At 73.3% G+C, this 16911-nt stretch carries 6 protein-coding genes; all 6 read right to left on the minus strand.

Going from position 1 to position 16911, the window contains the following annotated elements:
• Positions 1-113: 113 nt before the first annotated feature.
• The 6 genes from ACFCY1_RS04940 to ACFCY1_RS04965 all read right to left on the minus strand — a co-directional run bounded on the left by ACFCY1_RS04940 (position 114) and on the right by ACFCY1_RS04965 (position 16753).
• On the minus strand, positions 114-4517 hold the full coding sequence (locus ACFCY1_RS04940; RefSeq protein ID WP_375873537.1) for a LamG-like jellyroll fold domain-containing protein: 4404 nt from the start codon (positions 4515-4517) through the stop codon (positions 114-116).
• A 644-nt stretch (positions 4518-5161) separates the two neighbouring features.
• Entirely contained in the window at positions 5162-5854 is a 693-nt protein-coding gene (locus tag ACFCY1_RS04945; RefSeq protein WP_375873538.1) for a formyltransferase family protein, read from the minus strand.
• The gene (locus tag ACFCY1_RS04950; protein WP_375873539.1) at positions 5851-7083 is read right to left on the minus strand and encodes a cytochrome P450; all 1233 of its coding nucleotides are present in this window, start codon (positions 7081-7083) and stop codon (positions 5851-5853) included. Before ACFCY1_RS04950 ends, ACFCY1_RS04945 begins: the two co-directional genes overlap by 4 nt.
• A 2-nt stretch (positions 7084-7085) precedes the next feature.
• On the minus strand, positions 7086-8867 hold the full coding sequence (locus ACFCY1_RS04955) for a beta-ketoacyl synthase N-terminal-like domain-containing protein (RefSeq protein ID WP_375873540.1): 1782 nt from the start codon (positions 8865-8867) through the stop codon (positions 7086-7088).
• A 51-nt stretch (positions 8868-8918) separates the two neighbouring features.
• Positions 8919-10748 (minus strand): amino acid adenylation domain-containing protein, encoded by a 1830-nt coding sequence (locus tag ACFCY1_RS04960; RefSeq protein WP_375873541.1) that lies wholly within the window; start codon positions 10746-10748, stop codon positions 8919-8921.
• Complete coding sequence (locus ACFCY1_RS04965; RefSeq protein ID WP_375873542.1) at positions 10745-16753, minus strand: acyltransferase domain-containing protein; 6009 nt, start codon at positions 16751-16753, stop codon at positions 10745-10747. The genes ACFCY1_RS04960 and ACFCY1_RS04965 overlap by 4 nt, the downstream gene beginning before the upstream one ends.
• Positions 16754-16911 lie beyond the last annotated feature (158 nt).

Raw genomic sequence — 16911 nt, forward strand, 5'->3', positions numbered from 1 at the left:
TCCCCCCCCAACTTTTCTTTCTGTGTGGTCAAAAAACCATTCTGGTAAACCGGGGTGGGCGGCCGGGGGGGGGGGGGGCCCGCCCCCCCCCCCCCCCACGGAAGGTTGGGGAATCAGACGCCGGTGGAGGTGCCCAGCTCGACGTTGTAGTCGGCCAGCTTGGCGATCTGCGCGGGGCTCAGCACGCCCTGGTACAGCCAGACGTCGTCCAGCTCACCGGAGAAGTACTCGCCCCAGGCGCCGGACGCCTTGGTGCGGCCGAACTGCACGCCGCCGCCCGCCTCGTAGGGCTGCGGGGCGCCCGTCCAGGAGATGTGCGGGGTGCAGGTCCTGTCACCGTCCGCGCAGCCCTGGTTCTCGACCTGGCCGTTGACGTACAGGGCGAGCCGGTCCGCGAAGGCGTCGTAGCTGACCGCCAGGTGCGTCCAGTTCTCCATGACGGAGGTGGCCGGAGTGTGGGTCGTCAGGGTGCGCGCCGCGCCGTTGGCGTCGGAGTCGCGGACCTCGGCCTGCCACTGACCGGTCGGCTGGCCGTTGGCGTCGTTGCCCAGGGGGTGCCAGCGCAGGGTGACCGCGCTGTTGTTGGCGCCGGCCACGGACAGCACCGTCATGTCCCGGGTCGGGACGCCCGCCGTGTTCGCCCAGCCGGCCAGGGTGAAGCTCTGGCCGGTGTGCAGCGGGACGGAGCCGGTGGCCGCGTAGCCGGTGGAGCCGTTCAGCAGCAGGGTGCCGGGGGTCTGGAACAGGCCGCCGTCGGCCTTGATCGAGGCGCCGCCGCCGAGCTGGGCGCCGGCCTTGGCCGGGCCCTCGTCGGGGGTGACGGCCGGGGCATCGGCCGGGGTGCTGGTGGCGGTGTTGAGCTTCCAGCGGCCGGCCAGCTGCGGGCGCTGCTGGACCATGGCGCCGGCCTCGGGGCCGGTGACGACGCGGTCGTAGATCCGCACGTCGTCGATGTCGCCGCCGAAGAACTCGCCGTTGACGCCCTCGCGGTTGACGGCGCCGATCTGGATCGGGCCGGGGTTGGCCCACGGCGCGTTCTGGGTGTAGTCGGACTGGCCGACGAGGAAGCCGTTGATGTAGAAGCGCAGCTTCTTCGCGGCGGTGTCGGAGACGCCCAGCAGGTGGGTCCACTCACCGGTGGTGCCGGTGAAGCACGGCACGCCGTTGATCTGGCTCCCCGCGGTGCAGGCGTCCTGCCAGGTGCGGACCAGGGTGTCGGTGGAGCTGTCCTCCTTGTAGCGCCCGAAGATCCAGCGGCCCCAGTAGGGCGAGTAGTACAGCGAGAACTCGTTGTTGTGCTGGCCGATCTGGGTGACCGCCATCTTCGGGGTGGTGTCGCCCGGCGTCGGCGCGGGCAGCTTCACCCACGCGGAGACCGAGAAGTCCCGGCTGCCGTCGACCTGCGGGCGGGTGCCGCGCAGGTAGTCGTCCGCGCCGTCCAGGTGGATCGCCTTGTCGGCGATGCCGGGGCGGCCGAGCGCGACGCCGTTGTAGGCGGTCAGGTTGTCGGTCTCGGTGGTGCCGACGGGCTTGGCGGAGCTGCCGTCCAGGTGCCAGACCGCCTTCGCGGGGCGGCCGGTGGCGAGCTGCTTGTCGGCGGCCACGTCGGCGGCCTCGGCCTTGCTCAGGGAGCGGTCCCAGAGCCGGACCTCGTCGACCGAGCCCGTCCACGGGTCGGTCCAGTTGCCGTGCCACTTGGAGCGGCCGAACTCCAGCGGGCCGCGCGCGTCCCAGGTGGCGGTGACGGCCACCGGGGTGCCGGGCACGCCGTTGACGTACAGGGTGCTGGTCCTGGCGGTCGGGTCGTAGACGCCGACCAGGTGGGTCCACTGGCCGAGCACGACCGGGGTGTCCGAGCTCGCGGGCTCCAGGGTGTAGACGGCGTTGGTGTCCTGGGTGGAGGTCCACATCGTCCACTTGCCGTTCATCAGCCCGAGGGCGAAGCGGGCGGCCCAGTTGCCGTTCTCACTGACCGCGACCCGGTTGCGGCTGGTGTCGCCGGTGAGGTTGACCCAGGCGGAGACGGCGAAGCCGCGGGTGGTGTCCAGCACGTTGCCCTGGGTCTCGGCGTAGCCGTTGGCGGTGCCGTCGAGGGCGAGGCCCTCGGCGAGGTGGCCGGGGGCCCCCGCGGTGGCGCCGGAGCCGAGGGTCGCCTCGAAGCCGCCGCCGGTGCCGGTGACGCTGGTGCCGCTCGGGTCGTCCATCGACCAGCCGGTGCGCTGGGCCTGCCCGGTGAGCACGTTGAAGTAGTACGTCTCGGGCTGGGAGGCGTTGCCCGCGCCGTCGACGGCCCGGGCGGAGATGAAGTGGACGCCGGCGGTCTGCGGCTGGATGCGGACGGTCTGTCCGGCGCCGCCGCTGGTGGCGACCTCGTTCGCCGCGGACGGCGAGGTGTCCAGGCCCCACTGGTACTTGACCACGTCGGTGGCGGCGGACTTCAGGGTGAACTGGCCGCTCTTGCCGACGCCGTCGGTCCACGGGAGCGCCGCGGTGGCGTCCTTGGAGCCGGGGTAGGCGTCCGAGGTGATCGCCGGGCCGTCCGGTGCGGAGGTGTCGACGATGAAGTAGCAGCCGGTCGGGTCACCGTCGGAGGACCACGGCCCCCACTGCGCGCCGTCCCAGGCGCGGGCCTCCCAGTCGAGCTGGAGGTTCTTCGGCAGGTCGGTCGGCAGCGGCCAGGAGAAGATCGAGCCGGAGGCCTTGAAGGTGTTGCCCCCCGGCGCGGCGTCCTCGGAGCCGGTGGACCACCAGCGCCGGCGCAGGCCGGTGCCGTCGTCCCAGCCGACCGCGAACTGCACGCCGATGGCCTCGCCGTCCGGGTCGGTGGCCCGGGTGGTGACCTGCGGCATCTTGTTGATCTTGATGCCCGGGTACTGGCAGACCGAGCCCGGCGACATCGTCATGTCGGACATCGGGATCTGGTTCGGCCGCAGGTTGTAGTACACCTGCAGGTAGGCGTCGTCGGTGAAGCGCTTCCAGGCGAGGGTGTCGCCCTCGTTCTGGGCCTTCAGGCCGAAGGTGATGGTCGGCCAGCCCCAGTTGGCGGCGTCCTGGACGAGGTTCTTCACCGCGCCGGTCTCGCCGTACTCCAGCCAGCCGCCGGGGCAGTTGCCGCTCCAGCCCTTGGCGGTGTTGATGGTCTGCAGGTAGCGGCTCCAGAACCCGGAGGCGTTCTGGGCGTTCCAGTTCAGGCCGGGGGAGATGTAGCCGGTGCTCCACAGCTCGACGGGCCGGGCGTCGCAGGAGTACGACCAGCTCTCGTAGGTGCCGAAGGTGGCGCCGAGGATCTGCTTGCCGACGAACGGGTTGGACACCTGGAAGAAGGCGCGCTTCACGTCGGTCGGCGCGCAGCGGGAGGTGTCGCCGCAGTAGCCGACGCCCCAGTCGTGGACGTAGCTGCTGTTGTACGTGAAGTGCCAGTACGCCTGGTTCGGGTAGGTGCGCGAGACGCCCGCCCAGTCGCCGGCGTGCGGGGTGTTCCACGCCGGGTCGATCATCACCGGGTAGACCGTGTCCGGGGCGTCCAGCATCGCCTGGTCGGGCGAGAGCAGCAGGCCGTCCTTGGGCAGCTCGACCTTGAGGCGGGTCATCTTGGCGCCCTCGCCGGGCAGGTCGCCGTAGCCGGCGACGGCCGGGTCGGTCGGCGCGGGAGCGGCGGGGGCGGCGGGGGCGGCGGGAGCAGCGGGAGCGGCGGGAGCCGCGGCCTCGGCTTGCGGTGCCGCCTGCGGGGCGGCCTTGAACGCCTTCGGCGCGGCGGGTGCGGCGGGCGCGGCAGGCGCGGCGGCCGGGGCGCTCGGAGCGGGCGCGGCGCCGGCCGGCTTGGAGGAGTCCCACATCACCGGGACGGGCGCCTCGAAGACGGTGCCGCCGCCGGAGGGGTCCTTGGCCTTGAGGGTGCCGTCCGCCTCCTGGCTGACCGTCAGGCCGTTGCCCTGGAGGCCGAGCCGGAGCTGGTCCAGCTCGGGGTTCTTGGCGGCCTCGGCGGTGTGCACCACGATGACCTGGGTGAACCCGGTCTTGGTGGCGGACAGCCTCAGGTCGACGTCCGGCAGGATCGACGCGTACTCGGCGGTCGCGCCGTTGACGGTCGGCTTGGGCAGCGGCTTGGGCCAGCTGAGCTTCAGCTCCTTGCCGGCCCGGGCCATGGTGACCAGCGGTGCGGTGCCGCCGCCGGAGAACGTCAGGTCGGCGGTGGAGCCCTTGGGGGCGATCGCGCCGCCGGGCAGCGTCCGGAGGGTGGGGTCGAGGTCGACCCAGGCGCCGTTCTTGCGCACCCGCTTGGGCTGGACGTAGGTGGTGGTCTTCAGCTTGCCGTCGGGCTGGGCGACGGTGTCGCTGGTCTCGCCGCGCTTGGCGAGCACCTCGACCGGCTTGCCGGTGCGGGCGGCCTCCTGGACGGCCAGGGTCTCGGCGGTGTCCTGGGGCTCCGTCACGCCGGGGGGAGGTGTCCCTCCGGCGGCGGCGGGCACCACCGCGGTCGCGGCGAGCGCGACCGCGGCGAGTGCCGCGGCGAGCATGCTGCCCGACCGTCTTGCTGCTGTTCTCACTGTGCGTAAGCTCCGACTTCCGGAATGTGGGCGAAGTTTGAGCGGATCTTTATGGACACCTAAAAGAGCTGTCAACGCTTCATCAGAAATGCATGAGAAAAGAGCCCTTGCTGCGGCCCTGTCAGACGGGGGGCAGCTCGGGTGAAAACGGATGAACCGACCACTTGGGTGTGAGGTAAATCACGCCCCGAGGGGCGGTCGCGGGCCTGCCTCCGAGGCACGTTGGGCGGTCGCGAACGGTGACGCACGGCACCGGGGCGCCGCTCCGGCCGCCGGATCGACGACGCTCCGCCGGGCAATCTCCGCTGGTCACCACGGGTCTCGCGGCAGGATCCGGGCGGCGGGCGCGAGGTGAAACGCTCGGCGGGGCCGTACGGTTCCCGGGATCCGAAAGGTCGTTCTTGCGAGGTTCGACGCGGGAAATCCGATTCCTGCTGGCTGGCCGTCAGGTCGGATAACCAGGCTTCAGCGCAGTCGAGTTGTCGGGGAAATGGGCAGCAGAATTGCCAACTCCGGCTTTCCGAAAGCACAGAGGTGCCCCCGGAGTATCGAACACCCGGGGGCACCTGAGGAGTTGATCGCGGCAATTCGGCCGGCGCGGCGCTACACGGCTCTCACTCGTGCAGCGCCCGCGCGCTGCCGTCGACCCGGACGCTGCCCGGCAGGGCGATGAGCTCGGGCTTGAACAGCGGCTGGGTGTCCATCGCGGGCTCCCAGGTCGCCAGCTTCTCGTCCTGGGGCACCTCGATCCGCCGGTCGGCGGCGAGGTCGTCGACCACCTTCAGCAGCAGTCGCACGCCGAGCGGCGCCAGGTGGTCGCGCCACAGGCTCTGCGCGGTCGAGCCCGGGGGCACGAGCAGGTGCTCCTGGGCGGCGAGCGGGCCGCCGTCGGTGCGTTCGGTGAGGTGGTAGACGCTCCCGCCCGTCACCTTGTCGCCGTCGCGGATGGTCCACCGGATCGCGTCCCGGCCGCGGTGCAGCGGCAGCAGGCTGGGGTGGTAGCCGATGGTGGCGAGGCCGGCCCGGGCGCGCGTCCGCCGGCCGAGGAAGGCGTGCGAGTGCGCGGCGAGGATGACGTCCACCCCGTCCGGGATGTGCATCGCCCGCAGTTCGAGCGAGTCCGTCCAGGGGATGTCCCGGGGGAACGCCCAGGCGCGCAGGCGGTCCCAGGACATCGCGTCGCTCTCGTCGGACTTCCCCTTGCGCAGCCGGGGCGCGGCCGCGCCGACGATCTTGTGCCCCTTGTCCAGGAGGGCTTCCGCGACCTGGACCGCGAACGCCCCCTGTCCTGACATGTAGATGTTCATCCGCACTCTCTCAGTCCGGAGTGGTCGGGCGTGAAGCGCACCGGCATGGTGGAGAACCCGGTCAGGAAGTTGGACCGGATCGGCAGCGCCTCCTCGGTCTGCTCGAACCCGAGGGTGAAGTCCCGCAGGGCCTTGAGCAGTTCGGCGATCTCCACCTTGGCCAGGTACGAGCCGACGCAGAAGTGCGGGCCGTAGCCGAAGGCCAGGTGCTTGTTGGGGGTGCGGCCGAGGTCGAACTCCCCGGGCCGGGCGAAGACCCGTTCGTCCCGGTTGCCGGAGGCGTGCCAGAGCGTGACGATGTCGCCCGGCCGCAGCCGTACGCCGTGCAGTTCGGTCTCCCGCTCGACGCTGCGCCCGAAGTGCATGGTGGGCGACGCCCAGCGCAGCACCTCGTCCACGGCCGTCTCGATCGCGACCTCGCCCCGCTTGAGCCGGCGCCACTGCTCGGGGTGGGCCGCGAGGGCGCGGACGCAGTCGATCATCGTCAGCCGGCTGGTCTCGTCGCCCCCGATGATCAGGCTGTAGCAGTTGAGCACGACGTCCTCGTCGGACAGCGGCACACCGTCGACGGCGCTGCCGATCAGCATGCTGATCACGTCGTCGCCGGGTGCCTCGCGCCGCTCCTCGACGATGTCCATGAAGTACATCAGGATCTCGTTGCGGGCCATCTCGGAGTCGACCTCGTCGACGTCCTCGTCGTCCGCGGACAGCGCGGTCTTGGTGAGGCTGAGCAGGTAGTCCCGGTCCCGTTCGGGGACGCCGAGCAGGTTGGAGATGGTGGTCATCGGGATCCGCGAGGCGATCCGCTCCGCGAAGTCGCAGCCGCCGGAGCCGACGGCCTCGCGGATCCACTGCCGGGTGTTGACCCGGACGGTCCGCGCGACCTCGTCGAGCACCCGGGGCGAGAGCACGCGCTGGAGGATCTTGCGCAGCTCCAGGTGCCGGGGCCCGTCGGTGACGGCCAGCATCCGGCCGGCCCCGGCGTCGCCGCCCTCCAGGAGGGTGACGAGCACGTTGCCGCGCTGGGACGTGAAGTTCACGTTGTCCCGGTAGGTGGCCATGATGTCGTCGTGGCGGGAGAGCACCCAGAACCCCCGGCGGCCGTCGACCGGCGGGTTCCAGTGCATCGGCGCGGTGTCCCGCAGGGTGCGCCAGAACCCGTCGAGGTCGTGGTCGGCGAAGGTGGCCGGGTCGCCCAGGTCCACGGTGTCCAGTGCCGGTGTGCTCATGCCTACCAGTCCGTCCGCCAGAACCGGCGGGGCTGGAAGGGGTAGGCGGGCAGCGGCACGCGGCGGCCGGCCCCGTCCCGGTGCAGGGCGTCGAAGTCCACCTGCAGGCCGGTCACCCAGGCGGCGGCCAGGTCGGTCAGGGCCGGCGCGTCCTGGCCGGACGGCACGATCCCGTCGTCGGTGCGGGAGAAGGAGCCCGGGTCCGTGCGCGGGGCGGCGGCGGTCGAGGTGGCCGGGCCGCGGGCGTCGTCGGACAGCGCCGCGATCAGCTCCTCGCGGCTGCGGACCACGGCCGCCCAGCGGCGGCCCATCACCTTGCGGCCGAGGTTGAGGGTGAAGCAGACGTCGTCCAGGCGCAGTTCCGGGCGGGCCTCCAGCCACTCCCGGAGCCGGGTGCGCTGACGGGCCAGCGCGTCGTCGTCCATCGCGGACAGGGTGGCCAGCCGGGGGCGGCCCGCCTCCTCGGGGGCGCGTCCGGCCGCTGCCGGCGGCTCCTCCAGCACCAGGTGGGCGTTGTAGCCGCCGCCGCCGAGGGAGGTGATGCCCGCGCGGCGGATGCCGGCCTCCGGCTCCCAGGCCGCGCCCTCGATCTGCGGCACGAAGGGGGTGCTGGGGAAGTCGAGGTCCTGGTTGACCTCGGTCAGGTTGATGGTGGCCGGGAGCGTCCGGTGGTACAGCGCCAGCGCGGCCTTGACCGTGCCGAAGCCGCCGGACACCACGCCGCCGTGGCCCACGTTGCCCTTGACCCCGCCGATCGAGGCGGTCGCGGTCTGCTTCCCGAACGCCATGGTCGCCGCGTGGACTTCGAGCTCGTCGGTCACCGGCAGGCCGAGGCCGTTGGCCTCGTACATGGACACGGTGTCCGGGCTGACGCCGCCGACCTCCATGGCGGCGGCGATGCACGCGCTCAGCCGCTCGGGCTGGGCCAGGCCGTACGCCATCGCGCTGACGCCGTTGTTGTTGACGGCCGAGCCCCGGACGACGGCGTAGACGTGGTCGCGGTCGGCGACGGCCCGGCCGAGCGGCTTCAGCAGCAGGGTGACGACGCCGCTGGACAGCGCGCTGCCGGTGCCGTTGGCGTCGAACGGACGGCAGTGGCCGTCCTTCGACAGGATGCGGTTCTCCTCCCACAGGTGCCCGCGCGGGTGCGGCAGGCGGACCATCGCGCCGCCGGCGATCGCCATGTCGCTCTGGCCGAGCAGCAGCGACTGGCAGGCCAGGTGCACCGCGTAGTGGAAGCCCGCGCAGACGGCGGCGACCGTGACGGCCTCGCCGGTGAGCCCCATGTAGTACAGGGCGTTGGAGGTCATGCTGTCCGGCGACCACGCCAGGCTGGCCTCGATCGCCTCGGGGCCGACCGACGCCCGGTCCGGCGGGGAGCTGTAGAGCGCGGCGGTCTGCGGGTTGTTGGCGCCGTACATGCCGATCTCGGCGGTGAGCCGGTCCGGGTCGTAGCCGCCGTCCTCCAGGGACTCCCAGGCGCTCTCCAGGTAGAGCCGGTTCTCCGGGGTCATCGCGGCGGCCATCCGGTCGCTGATGCCGAACACCGACGGGTCGAACCTGTCGTACGTGTCGAGGACGCCGCAGGCCCGGACGTAGGACGGGTTGTGGATCAGGGTCTCGTCGACGTGGATGTCCTCCTTGGCCAGGAACGACACGGTCTCCCGGCCGTGGACGAGGACGTCCCAGAACTGCTCCTTGGTGCGGGCGCCGGGCGCCCGCAGGGACATGCCGATGACGGCCACGTCACCCGGGTCGTACTCCTGCTCGGGGCTGTCGGTCATGGAAGGCTCCTGCTTCGTGTGCTTCGTGTCGGGTGGAGGTGACGCGGGTGGCTATCGGCCGGTGCCGCCGGCGCCGCGGCCGCGCAGGGCGGCGCGGCGGGCGCCGGCGCGCTGGCGGGCCGACTCGACCACCTCGGGGGTGGCGCCGCTGTCGTCGTCGAGCCAGCGGGCGAGGGAGGCGATGTCGCGGAAGCTGAACAGGTCGGGCACCCGGACGCGGCGGTCGAAGCGACGGGTCATCAGCCGGGCGAGGCGGATCAGCAGCAGCGAGTCGCCGCCGAGGTCGTAGAAGGCGGACTGCACGTCGATGCCCGACGGATCGAGGTCGAGCAGCTCGCCCCAGATCTCCGCCAGCGCCACCTCGGTCGGCGTGCCGGCGGCCGACCGGGGCCCGTCGGTGCCGGCGGCCGGCGGCTCGGGCAGCGCGTCGCGGTCGAGCTTGCCGCCCGGGCCCAGCGGGAGGGCGGGCAGGAAGACGAGTGTCGCGGGCACCAGGTAGTCGGGCACCTCGGTGGCGAGCCGGCCGGTGATCGCGCCCTGGAGGGCCGGGTCCAGCCGGGGGCCGTCCTGCGGTGCGCCCTCGCCGGCGGGGACGACGTAGCCGACCAGCCGGTTGCCCCGGACGGCGGCGGCGGCCTCCCGGACCTCGGGGCAGCCGGTCAGCCGGGCCTCGACCTCCTCCAGCTCGATCCGGTAGCCGCGCAGCTTGACCTGGTGGTCGGAGCGGCCGAGGAACCGGAGTTCGCCGTCCTCGGTGAACCTGACGACGTCCCCGGTGCGGTACATCCGCTCGCCGTCGCGGAACGGGTCCGGAACGAACCGCTCGGCGGTGGTGCCGGGCCGGTTGACGTAGCCGTGCGCGAGGCCGACGCCGCCGAGGTAGAGCTCGCCGGACTCGCCGGCCGGGAGCGGCCGCAGCTCGTCGTCGAGCACGTAGACCAGGTCGGTGGTGGTCGGCGGGCCGATGGTCGGCTCGTCCGTCCCGTTCTCGGGCACCAGCCCGAACGAGCAGAAGACGGTGCCCTCGGTGGGGCCGTAGGCGTTGAACACCCGGGTGGCGCCGGTCTCCCGGTAGGCCCGGTCGGCCAGCTTGCGGCGCAGCGCCTCGCCGCCGAAGACGATCGACCGCACGTTCGGGGGCAGGGCGCCGGCGTCGAGCAGGCCGTTCATGACCGACGGGACGACGGACAGGTGGGTGATCCGGTCCGCGTACCGGCTCTCCGTCAGGTGGACGGCGCTCTCGACGAGCACGACGGCGCCGCCGCGGCACAGCGCGTTGAAGACCTCCATCACGGACAGGTCGAAGCAGACCGAGCTGGCCGCCGAGACGCCGCTCAGGTCGCAGCCCTCCAGGACCCGGTCCATCTCGGCGAGCATCGCCACGGCGCCGGCGTGCCGGACGGCCACGCCCTTGGGCCTGCCGGTGGAGCCCGAGGTGTAGATGACGTACGCGGTGTCCTCGGGCACGACCGCCACGGGCTCGGCGCCGGGCTCGGTGGTCGTGGTCCCGCCGAGCACGACCACGGTCGGGCCGGGCGGGCAACTGGCCCGGGAGGCGGGCGTGGTGAGCAGCAGCCGGGTCCCGCTGTCCCGGACCATGAAGGCCAGCCGGTCGGCGGGGTAGTTCGGGTCCAGCGGCAGGTAGCAGGAGCCGGTGCGCAGGGCCGCCAGGACGGCGACGAGCAGGTCGGGGGTGCGCTCGACGCAGATGCCGACCGGGACGCCCGGGCCCGCGCCGTCGGCGAGGAGCCGCTCGGCCAGCTCGCGGGACCGCTCGTTCAGCTCGCCGTAGGTCAGCACGCCGGCGTCGGAGTAGACCGCGGTCGCGTCGGGGTTCTTGACCGCCTGGGCGATGAACTCGGAGTGCAGGGTTTCGGTCACTGCTCTGTCTCCTTGGGGAGGCCGGCCGGCGCGATGTCGCCGAGGGCCTGGTCGGGTCGGGCGATCGAGTCGAAGAGCACGGTGCGGTACAGCGCGAGCAGGGCCGTCACGGTCTGCCTCTCCAGGTAGCCCGGTTTGAACTGGACGTGGCCGGCCACCCGGCCGTCGATGTCGGCCATCGAGATCTCCAGGTCGAACTTGGCGAGGTGCCTGCGCACCTGGAGCGGTTCGAGCGGCAGCGCGGCGTCCGGGGAGAGCGTCTCGCCGACGCCGTGGAAGAGCTTGACGGAGCGGGGGAAGGCGTCCGAGGACAGCCAGTTCACCACCACGTCGAACCATGGGGAGCGGCCCTCGGCGCGCGGCGGCTTCAGCTGGGCGGCCAGCAGGTCGAGGGGGTAGTTCATGTGCTCCAGGAGGCCGAGCGAGAAGGCGTGGACCTCGCGCAGCAGCTCGCGGAAGCTGCGGTCCCCGGCGGGGTTCGCCCGGACCAGCACGGTGTTGAGGTAGTAGCCGATCGCGGACTCCCAGCCGGGCTCGGCCCGTTGGGCGATCGCGGTGGCCAGCACCGAGTCCTCCGTCCCGGCCGCGCGGTTGAGCGTGGCGAAGAACCCGGCCAGCACGACGGTGCTGATCGACACGCCCTCGCGCACCGCGAACTCCCGCAGCAGGCGGGTCTCCTCGGCGCTCCAGCGGAACGCGAGGTCGCGGCCCTCGTAGGTGACGCCCGGCGGCCGCTCCTTGCTGGACAGGTCCAGGTGGGCGGGCGGGTCGGCGAGCTTCTCCGACCACCAGTCCAGCGCCGCCTCCGCGGCCGGCCCGGCCAGCCACTGCCGCTCCCACTCGACGAACTCGGTGTACGGGGCGACCGGAGCGCGGCCGGCCGGGTCGGCGCCCTCGTAGAACTCCTGGAGCTCACGGATCATGATGTCGGCCGAGGCCGCGTCCGAGGCGATGTGGTGGACCAGCACCATCAGGAAGTGGTCGGACGGGCCGCGCCGCATCAGGACGACCCGCACCAGCGGACCGTTGTCCATGTCCAGCGGCTCGTGCCCGTACCGGGCCAGTTCCTCGCGGGCCTCCTCGTCGGCCAGGTCGGCGGTGTCCACCACGAGGAACTCGTACACCGGCTCGTCCAGGACGACCTGGTACGGGCGGCCGCCCGCCTCCACGTAGAGGGTGCGCAGCGCGGGGTGCCGGTCCAGCACGGCCAGGACGGCGCGCTCCAGGGCGTCCTCGTCGACCGCCGTCCGGATCCGGGCGGTCACCATGTAGTTGTAGGGCACGGCGTCCGGCGCGATCATCTGCATGAACCAGAGCGAGGCCTGGCCGTGCGAGGCCGGCGCCAGTTCGAGGCCGAGGCCTTCGGCGCGCAGCTGCTCCGACGCCGGCGTGTCGGTGGCCTCCAGCAGGCCGCGCGCGTCCAGCTCCTCCAGCAGCTCCTCGGCGTCCAGTTCGGACAGGTCCTCCAGGAAGGACCGCGCAGGCTCGGGCGTGGGCGTGGGCGTGGGCGTGGGCGTGGGCGCCTGGACCGCCTGGGGCGGCTGCGGGGCGGGAGCGGCCGGCCCGTCGGCGAGCCCGACGAAGTGGCCGACCACCTCGGCGATGGAGCGCCCGTCCAGGAACACCACCGGCGAGACCCGGTGCCCGAGGACCGCCTGCATCCGGTTGACGAGGCGGATCGCGAGCATCGAGTCGAGGCCGAAGTCGCGCAGGCCGGCGCCGGCGTCGAACCGGCCCGCCGGTACGCCCAGCGCGTCGGCGAGTTCGGCGAGGACGACCTCCGCCACCGGCCGCTCCGCCACGGGGGCCTGCGCCGGGTGTGCCGCGACCGGTTCGGCGACGGCGGCGGCCGGGGCCGGGGCGGGCTCGCGGCGGGGCTCGGAGTCGATCCAGTAGCGCTCCTTCTGCCACTGGACGAGCGGGGTCTCCACCACCTCGACGTCGTCGCCGAACAGCGGGTCGAAGGTCAGCGGCAGGCCCCTGACGAACAGTTCGGCGGCGGCGCCCAGCAGGCAGCGGAGGTCGCTCTCCCCGCGCCGCATCGAGTTGACCGCGTGCACCCGGACGCCCCGGGACAGTCCGGTCTCCTCGACCGCGCCGCGCAGCGTCTCGTGCGGGCCGATCTCGATGAAGGTGGAGACGCCCCGGTCGACGAGCGCGGCGGTCGCCTCGGCGAACCGGACCCGGTCGCGCAGGTTGCGCGCCCAGTAGTCGGCGTCGACGAGCGGGTTCACCGCGCCGGCCAGGGCGGTGGAGTGGAAGTCGATGCCGGGCGTCAGCGGGGTGACGGACTCGAGGCGCTCACGCAGCGGGCCGGTCAGCGCGTCCATGCCGGGGCTGTGCATCGGCCGTTCGACCCGGAGCCTCCTGGCCGTGATCCCGTCCCGGCCGAGGTCGGCCGCCAGGGCGTCGAGGGCCTCGCGCGGGCCGGAGACCACCGTGCTGGTGGGGCTGTTGACCGCCGCGACGGCCGCCTGCCCGGCGTAGGCGGCGAGCCGGGGCAGCAGCTCCGCCTCCGGCAGATCGACCGAGAGCATCGCACCCGCGGCGGCCTCGTGTTCGAGCAGCTGCGAGCGGGCGACCACGACCTTGGCGGCGTCCTCCAGGGACAGCGCGCCGGCCACGCAGGCGGCCGCGACCTCGCCCAGGCTGTGCCCGACCACGGCGGCCGGCTCGACGCCGAGTCCGAGCCAGACCTTCGCCAGCGAGACCTGGAGGGCGAACAGCACCGGCTGCTGGACGTCCAGCTCCTCGTACCGGGCCTGCCCGTCCGGGGCGGTGAGCCGGTCGAGCACCGAGCCGCCGCCGGCCGCGCGCACGGCGTCGTCGCAGGCGTGCATCCACCGCCGGAAGCCGGCGTGCGAGCGCAGCAGTTCGCGGCCCATGCCGGTCCAGTGGGTGCCGGTGCCGGAGAACACCAGTGCCACCCGCCGGTCGGCGGTGCCGGAGACCGTGCCGGTCACGGCGTCGGGGTGCGGCCGGCCGTCGGCGATCCGGGCGAGCCCGTCCAGGACGTCCTGCCGGTCGCGGGCGAACAGGGCGATCCGGTGGGCGTGGTGGGTGCGCCGGGCGGCGAGGGTGTAGGCGAGGTCGGAGACCCGCAGGGCCGGGTCGCGTTCGACGTGGTTGGACAGCGCGCGGCAGGTGTCGGCCAGCGCGTCCGCGGTCCGGGCCGTGACGGGGACCAGGTGCACCCGGTCGGCCGCCGCGGCCTCGCCGCCGCCCGGCGCGGCGTGCCGTCCGCGGTCGCCCGCGAGGAAGGGGTGGGCGGCGACGGGGAGTCCGGCCGCGTAGAGGGCGCCGAGCGAGCCGAGCAGGGTCGCGGCCTCGTCGGCGCCGCGCCGCAGCGAGGGCAGGGTGGTGACGGCCGGCAGGATCTCCGACACCGACTTGAGCAGCAGGGGGTGGGGGCTGAGCTCGACCACCGCGTCGACGTCGTGGTCGCGCAGCCTGGTCAGGGCGTCGACCACCCGGATCTCCCGGCGCAGGTTGTCCGCCCAGTAGTCCGGCCCGAGCTCCGCGCCGTCGACCGGCTCGCCGGTGACCGTCGAGATCATCGGGACGCGGGCGGTGCGCGGCCTGATGCCGTCCAGCTCGGCCTTCAGCGGGGCGAGGACGTGGTCGACCAGCGGCGAGTGCGGGGCGTGGCCCATCCGCACCCGGTGGTTGACGACGCCGGCGTCGGTCAGCCGCCGGACGAGGTCGTCGATCTCCTGCGGGGTGCCGGTGACCAGGGTGGAGCTCAGGCCGTTGTGGCCGGAGAGGGTGAGCCCGCCGGTCAGGTGCGGCCGGACCTCGTCCGCGGGGGTCATCACCACGATGCCCTCGCCGCGGCCGACGGCCAGCTGCTGGAGGAGCCGGCCGTGGTGGGCGGCCAGCCGGGAGGCGTCCTCGAAGTCGAGCGCGCCGGCGATGTGCGCGGCGGCGAACTCGCCGACGCTCTGCCCCACCACGACGTCCGGCTCCACGCCCAGCGAGCGCCAGGTCTCGGCCAGCGCGACCTGGAGCGAGAACAGCAGCGGCTGGAAGACGTCCATGTCGTCGAGGCGGCCGTCCGGGTCCATCAGCTGTTCCACGAGCGAGAAGCCCAGCAGCTCCCGCATCCGCTGGTCGGACCTCGTCATGGAGCGGCGGAACACGGGTTGGCCGGCGAGCAGTTGGCGGCCCATGCCGACCCACTGCGAGCCGTTGCCGGAGAACAGGAACGCCACCCGCGGCCGGCCGGGCCGCTCCCCGACGCTCAGGCCGGGGGCCGTGGCGCCGGCGGCGAAGGCGTCCAGGCTGCTGCGGAGTTCGGCCATGTCGCGGGCGGTGGCCGCGAGCCGGAACGGGCCGTCGCCGGGCGTGCGGCGGCAGAGCGCGCGCAGGTCGGTCGCGTCCCGCGACTCCAGGGCCCGCTCGGCCAGCTCCGCGGGGGAGTCCGCGGCCAGCAGCAGCAGCGAGGCCTCGGGGCGCGGCAGTTCCTCGACGGCGATGTGGCAGATCGCGCCGCCGAAGCCGAAGGAGCTGACGCCGCCCCGGCGGGCGTCGGAGCGGCGCGGCCACGGCGTCAGCCGGTCCTGGACGGTGAGGTTGTACGCGTCGAACAGGATCTGCGGGTTGGGTGCGCTGTAGTGCAGGCTCGGCGGCAGGACGCCGTTGCGCATCGACAGCGCGAGCTTGGCCAGGCCGACGATGCCGGCCGCCGCCTCCAGGTGCCCGACGTTGGACTTGACGGAGCCGATCCTCAGCGGCGCCGCGCGGTCGGCGCCGCCCAGGACCGCGCCGACGGCGTTGGCCTCGATCGGGTCGCCGAGGGGTGTCGCGGTGCCGTGGCACTCGATGTAGTCCACGAGGTCCGGCGCGATGCCCGCCCGCTGGTACGCGGTGCGGAGCATCTTCTCCTGCGCCTGCGGGTTGGGCGCCGTCATCCCGTTGCTGGGACCGTCGTTGTTGGAGGAGCTGCCCTTGATGAGGCAGTACACCGGCAGGTCGCGCTCCAGCGCCACGCTCAGCGGGGCGAGCACGACGACGCCGGCGCCCTCGCCGCGGGTGGTGCCGTTGGCCCGGGCGTCGAAGGTCTTGCAGCGGCCGTCGGGGGAGATCGCGCCCAGCTGGTCCATGGCGGTGTAGTAGTCGGGGACGAAGCTGAGGTTGACGCCGCCGGCCAGCACCAGGTCGCTCTCGCCCAGCTGGATCGACTGGCACCCCACGTGCACCGAGACCAGGGATCCGGCGCAGGCGGCGTCGATCGCCATGCTGGGGCCCTGGAGGCCGAGGACGTAGGAGACGCGGTTGGCGATGATGCCGTCGTGGATGCCGGTCGCGGTGTGCGGGGTGATCTGGGCGTCGGGGCCGCGGTAGTGCGCCAGCGCGGCGTAGTCGTTCCAGCAGGAGGCCATGAACACGCCGGTGTCGCTGCCGACGAGGCTGTGCGGCGCGATGCCCGCGTCCTCCAGCGCCTCCCAGCACAGCTCCAGGACGAGGCGCTGCTGCGGGTCCATCTGGACGGCCTCGCGGGGCGAGATGCCGAAGAACAGCGGGTCGAACCGGTCGATGCCGTCGATGAACCCGCCCCAGCGCACCCGGTCGCCCAGCAGCTCGCGGCGGGCGGCCGGCACCGGTCCGACGGCGTCGCCGCCCTCGACCAGCAGCCGCCAGAACGAGGACGGGTCCGGTCCGCCGGGGAAGCGGCAGCCGATGCCCACGACCGCGACCGGCTCGTGCGCGGGCTTGCGGCGCTCGGCGCCGGGGGCGGGCCCGGCGGAGCGCGGGCCGTCGACGAGGGCGCGGGCCAGTCCGTCCAGGGTCGGGTACTGCCACATCCAGGTGGCCGGGACCTGCCAGCCGAGGTACTCGGACAGGGAGGCCGCGAGGTTCACCGACTTCAACGAGTCCAGCCCGTACCGGTGCATGGGCGCCCGGAGGTCCACCGAGGCCGCGGACACGTCCGACAGCTCGGCGAAGCGGGACAGCAGGAAATCCGTGACGTCGGTGATGTCTCGCGCTGCGCGCTCGTGGGGCATGGCGACTCCCTCAGCAGGGCGGATGGAATGGAGGACGGGGCTTCGCGGCCGGCCGGTCGGGGGGGACGCCGATTTCAGGGCAGCCGGGAGCAGGGGGGCGGGGCACGGCGGGATCCGTCCTCCGCGCCGGGGGCCGTCGCGGAATCGGCGGGGCGGCG

It is taken from the genome of Kitasatospora sp. NPDC056273, from assembly GCF_042268845.1.
Classification (GTDB): domain Bacteria; phylum Actinomycetota; class Actinomycetes; order Streptomycetales; family Streptomycetaceae; genus Kitasatospora.

What these genes read in the sequence shown, in the direction of transcription:
- ACFCY1_RS04940 (WP_375873537.1), bottom strand. Translation starts at nt 4,517, where the DNA reads ATGCTCGCCGCGGCACTCGCCGCGGTCGCGCTCGCCGCGACCGCGGTG.
- ACFCY1_RS04945 (WP_375873538.1), bottom strand. Translation starts at nt 5,854, where the DNA reads ATGAACATCTACATGTCAGGACAGGGGGCGTTCGCGGTCCAGGTCGCG.
- ACFCY1_RS04950 (WP_375873539.1), bottom strand. Translation starts at nt 7,083, where the DNA reads ATGAGCACACCGGCACTGGACACCGTGGACCTGGGCGACCCGGCCACC.
- ACFCY1_RS04955 (WP_375873540.1), bottom strand. Translation starts at nt 8,867, where the DNA reads ATGACCGACAGCCCCGAGCAGGAGTACGACCCGGGTGACGTGGCCGTC.
- ACFCY1_RS04965 (WP_375873542.1), bottom strand. Translation starts at nt 16,753, where the DNA reads ATGCCCCACGAGCGCGCAGCGCGAGACATCACCGACGTCACGGATTTC.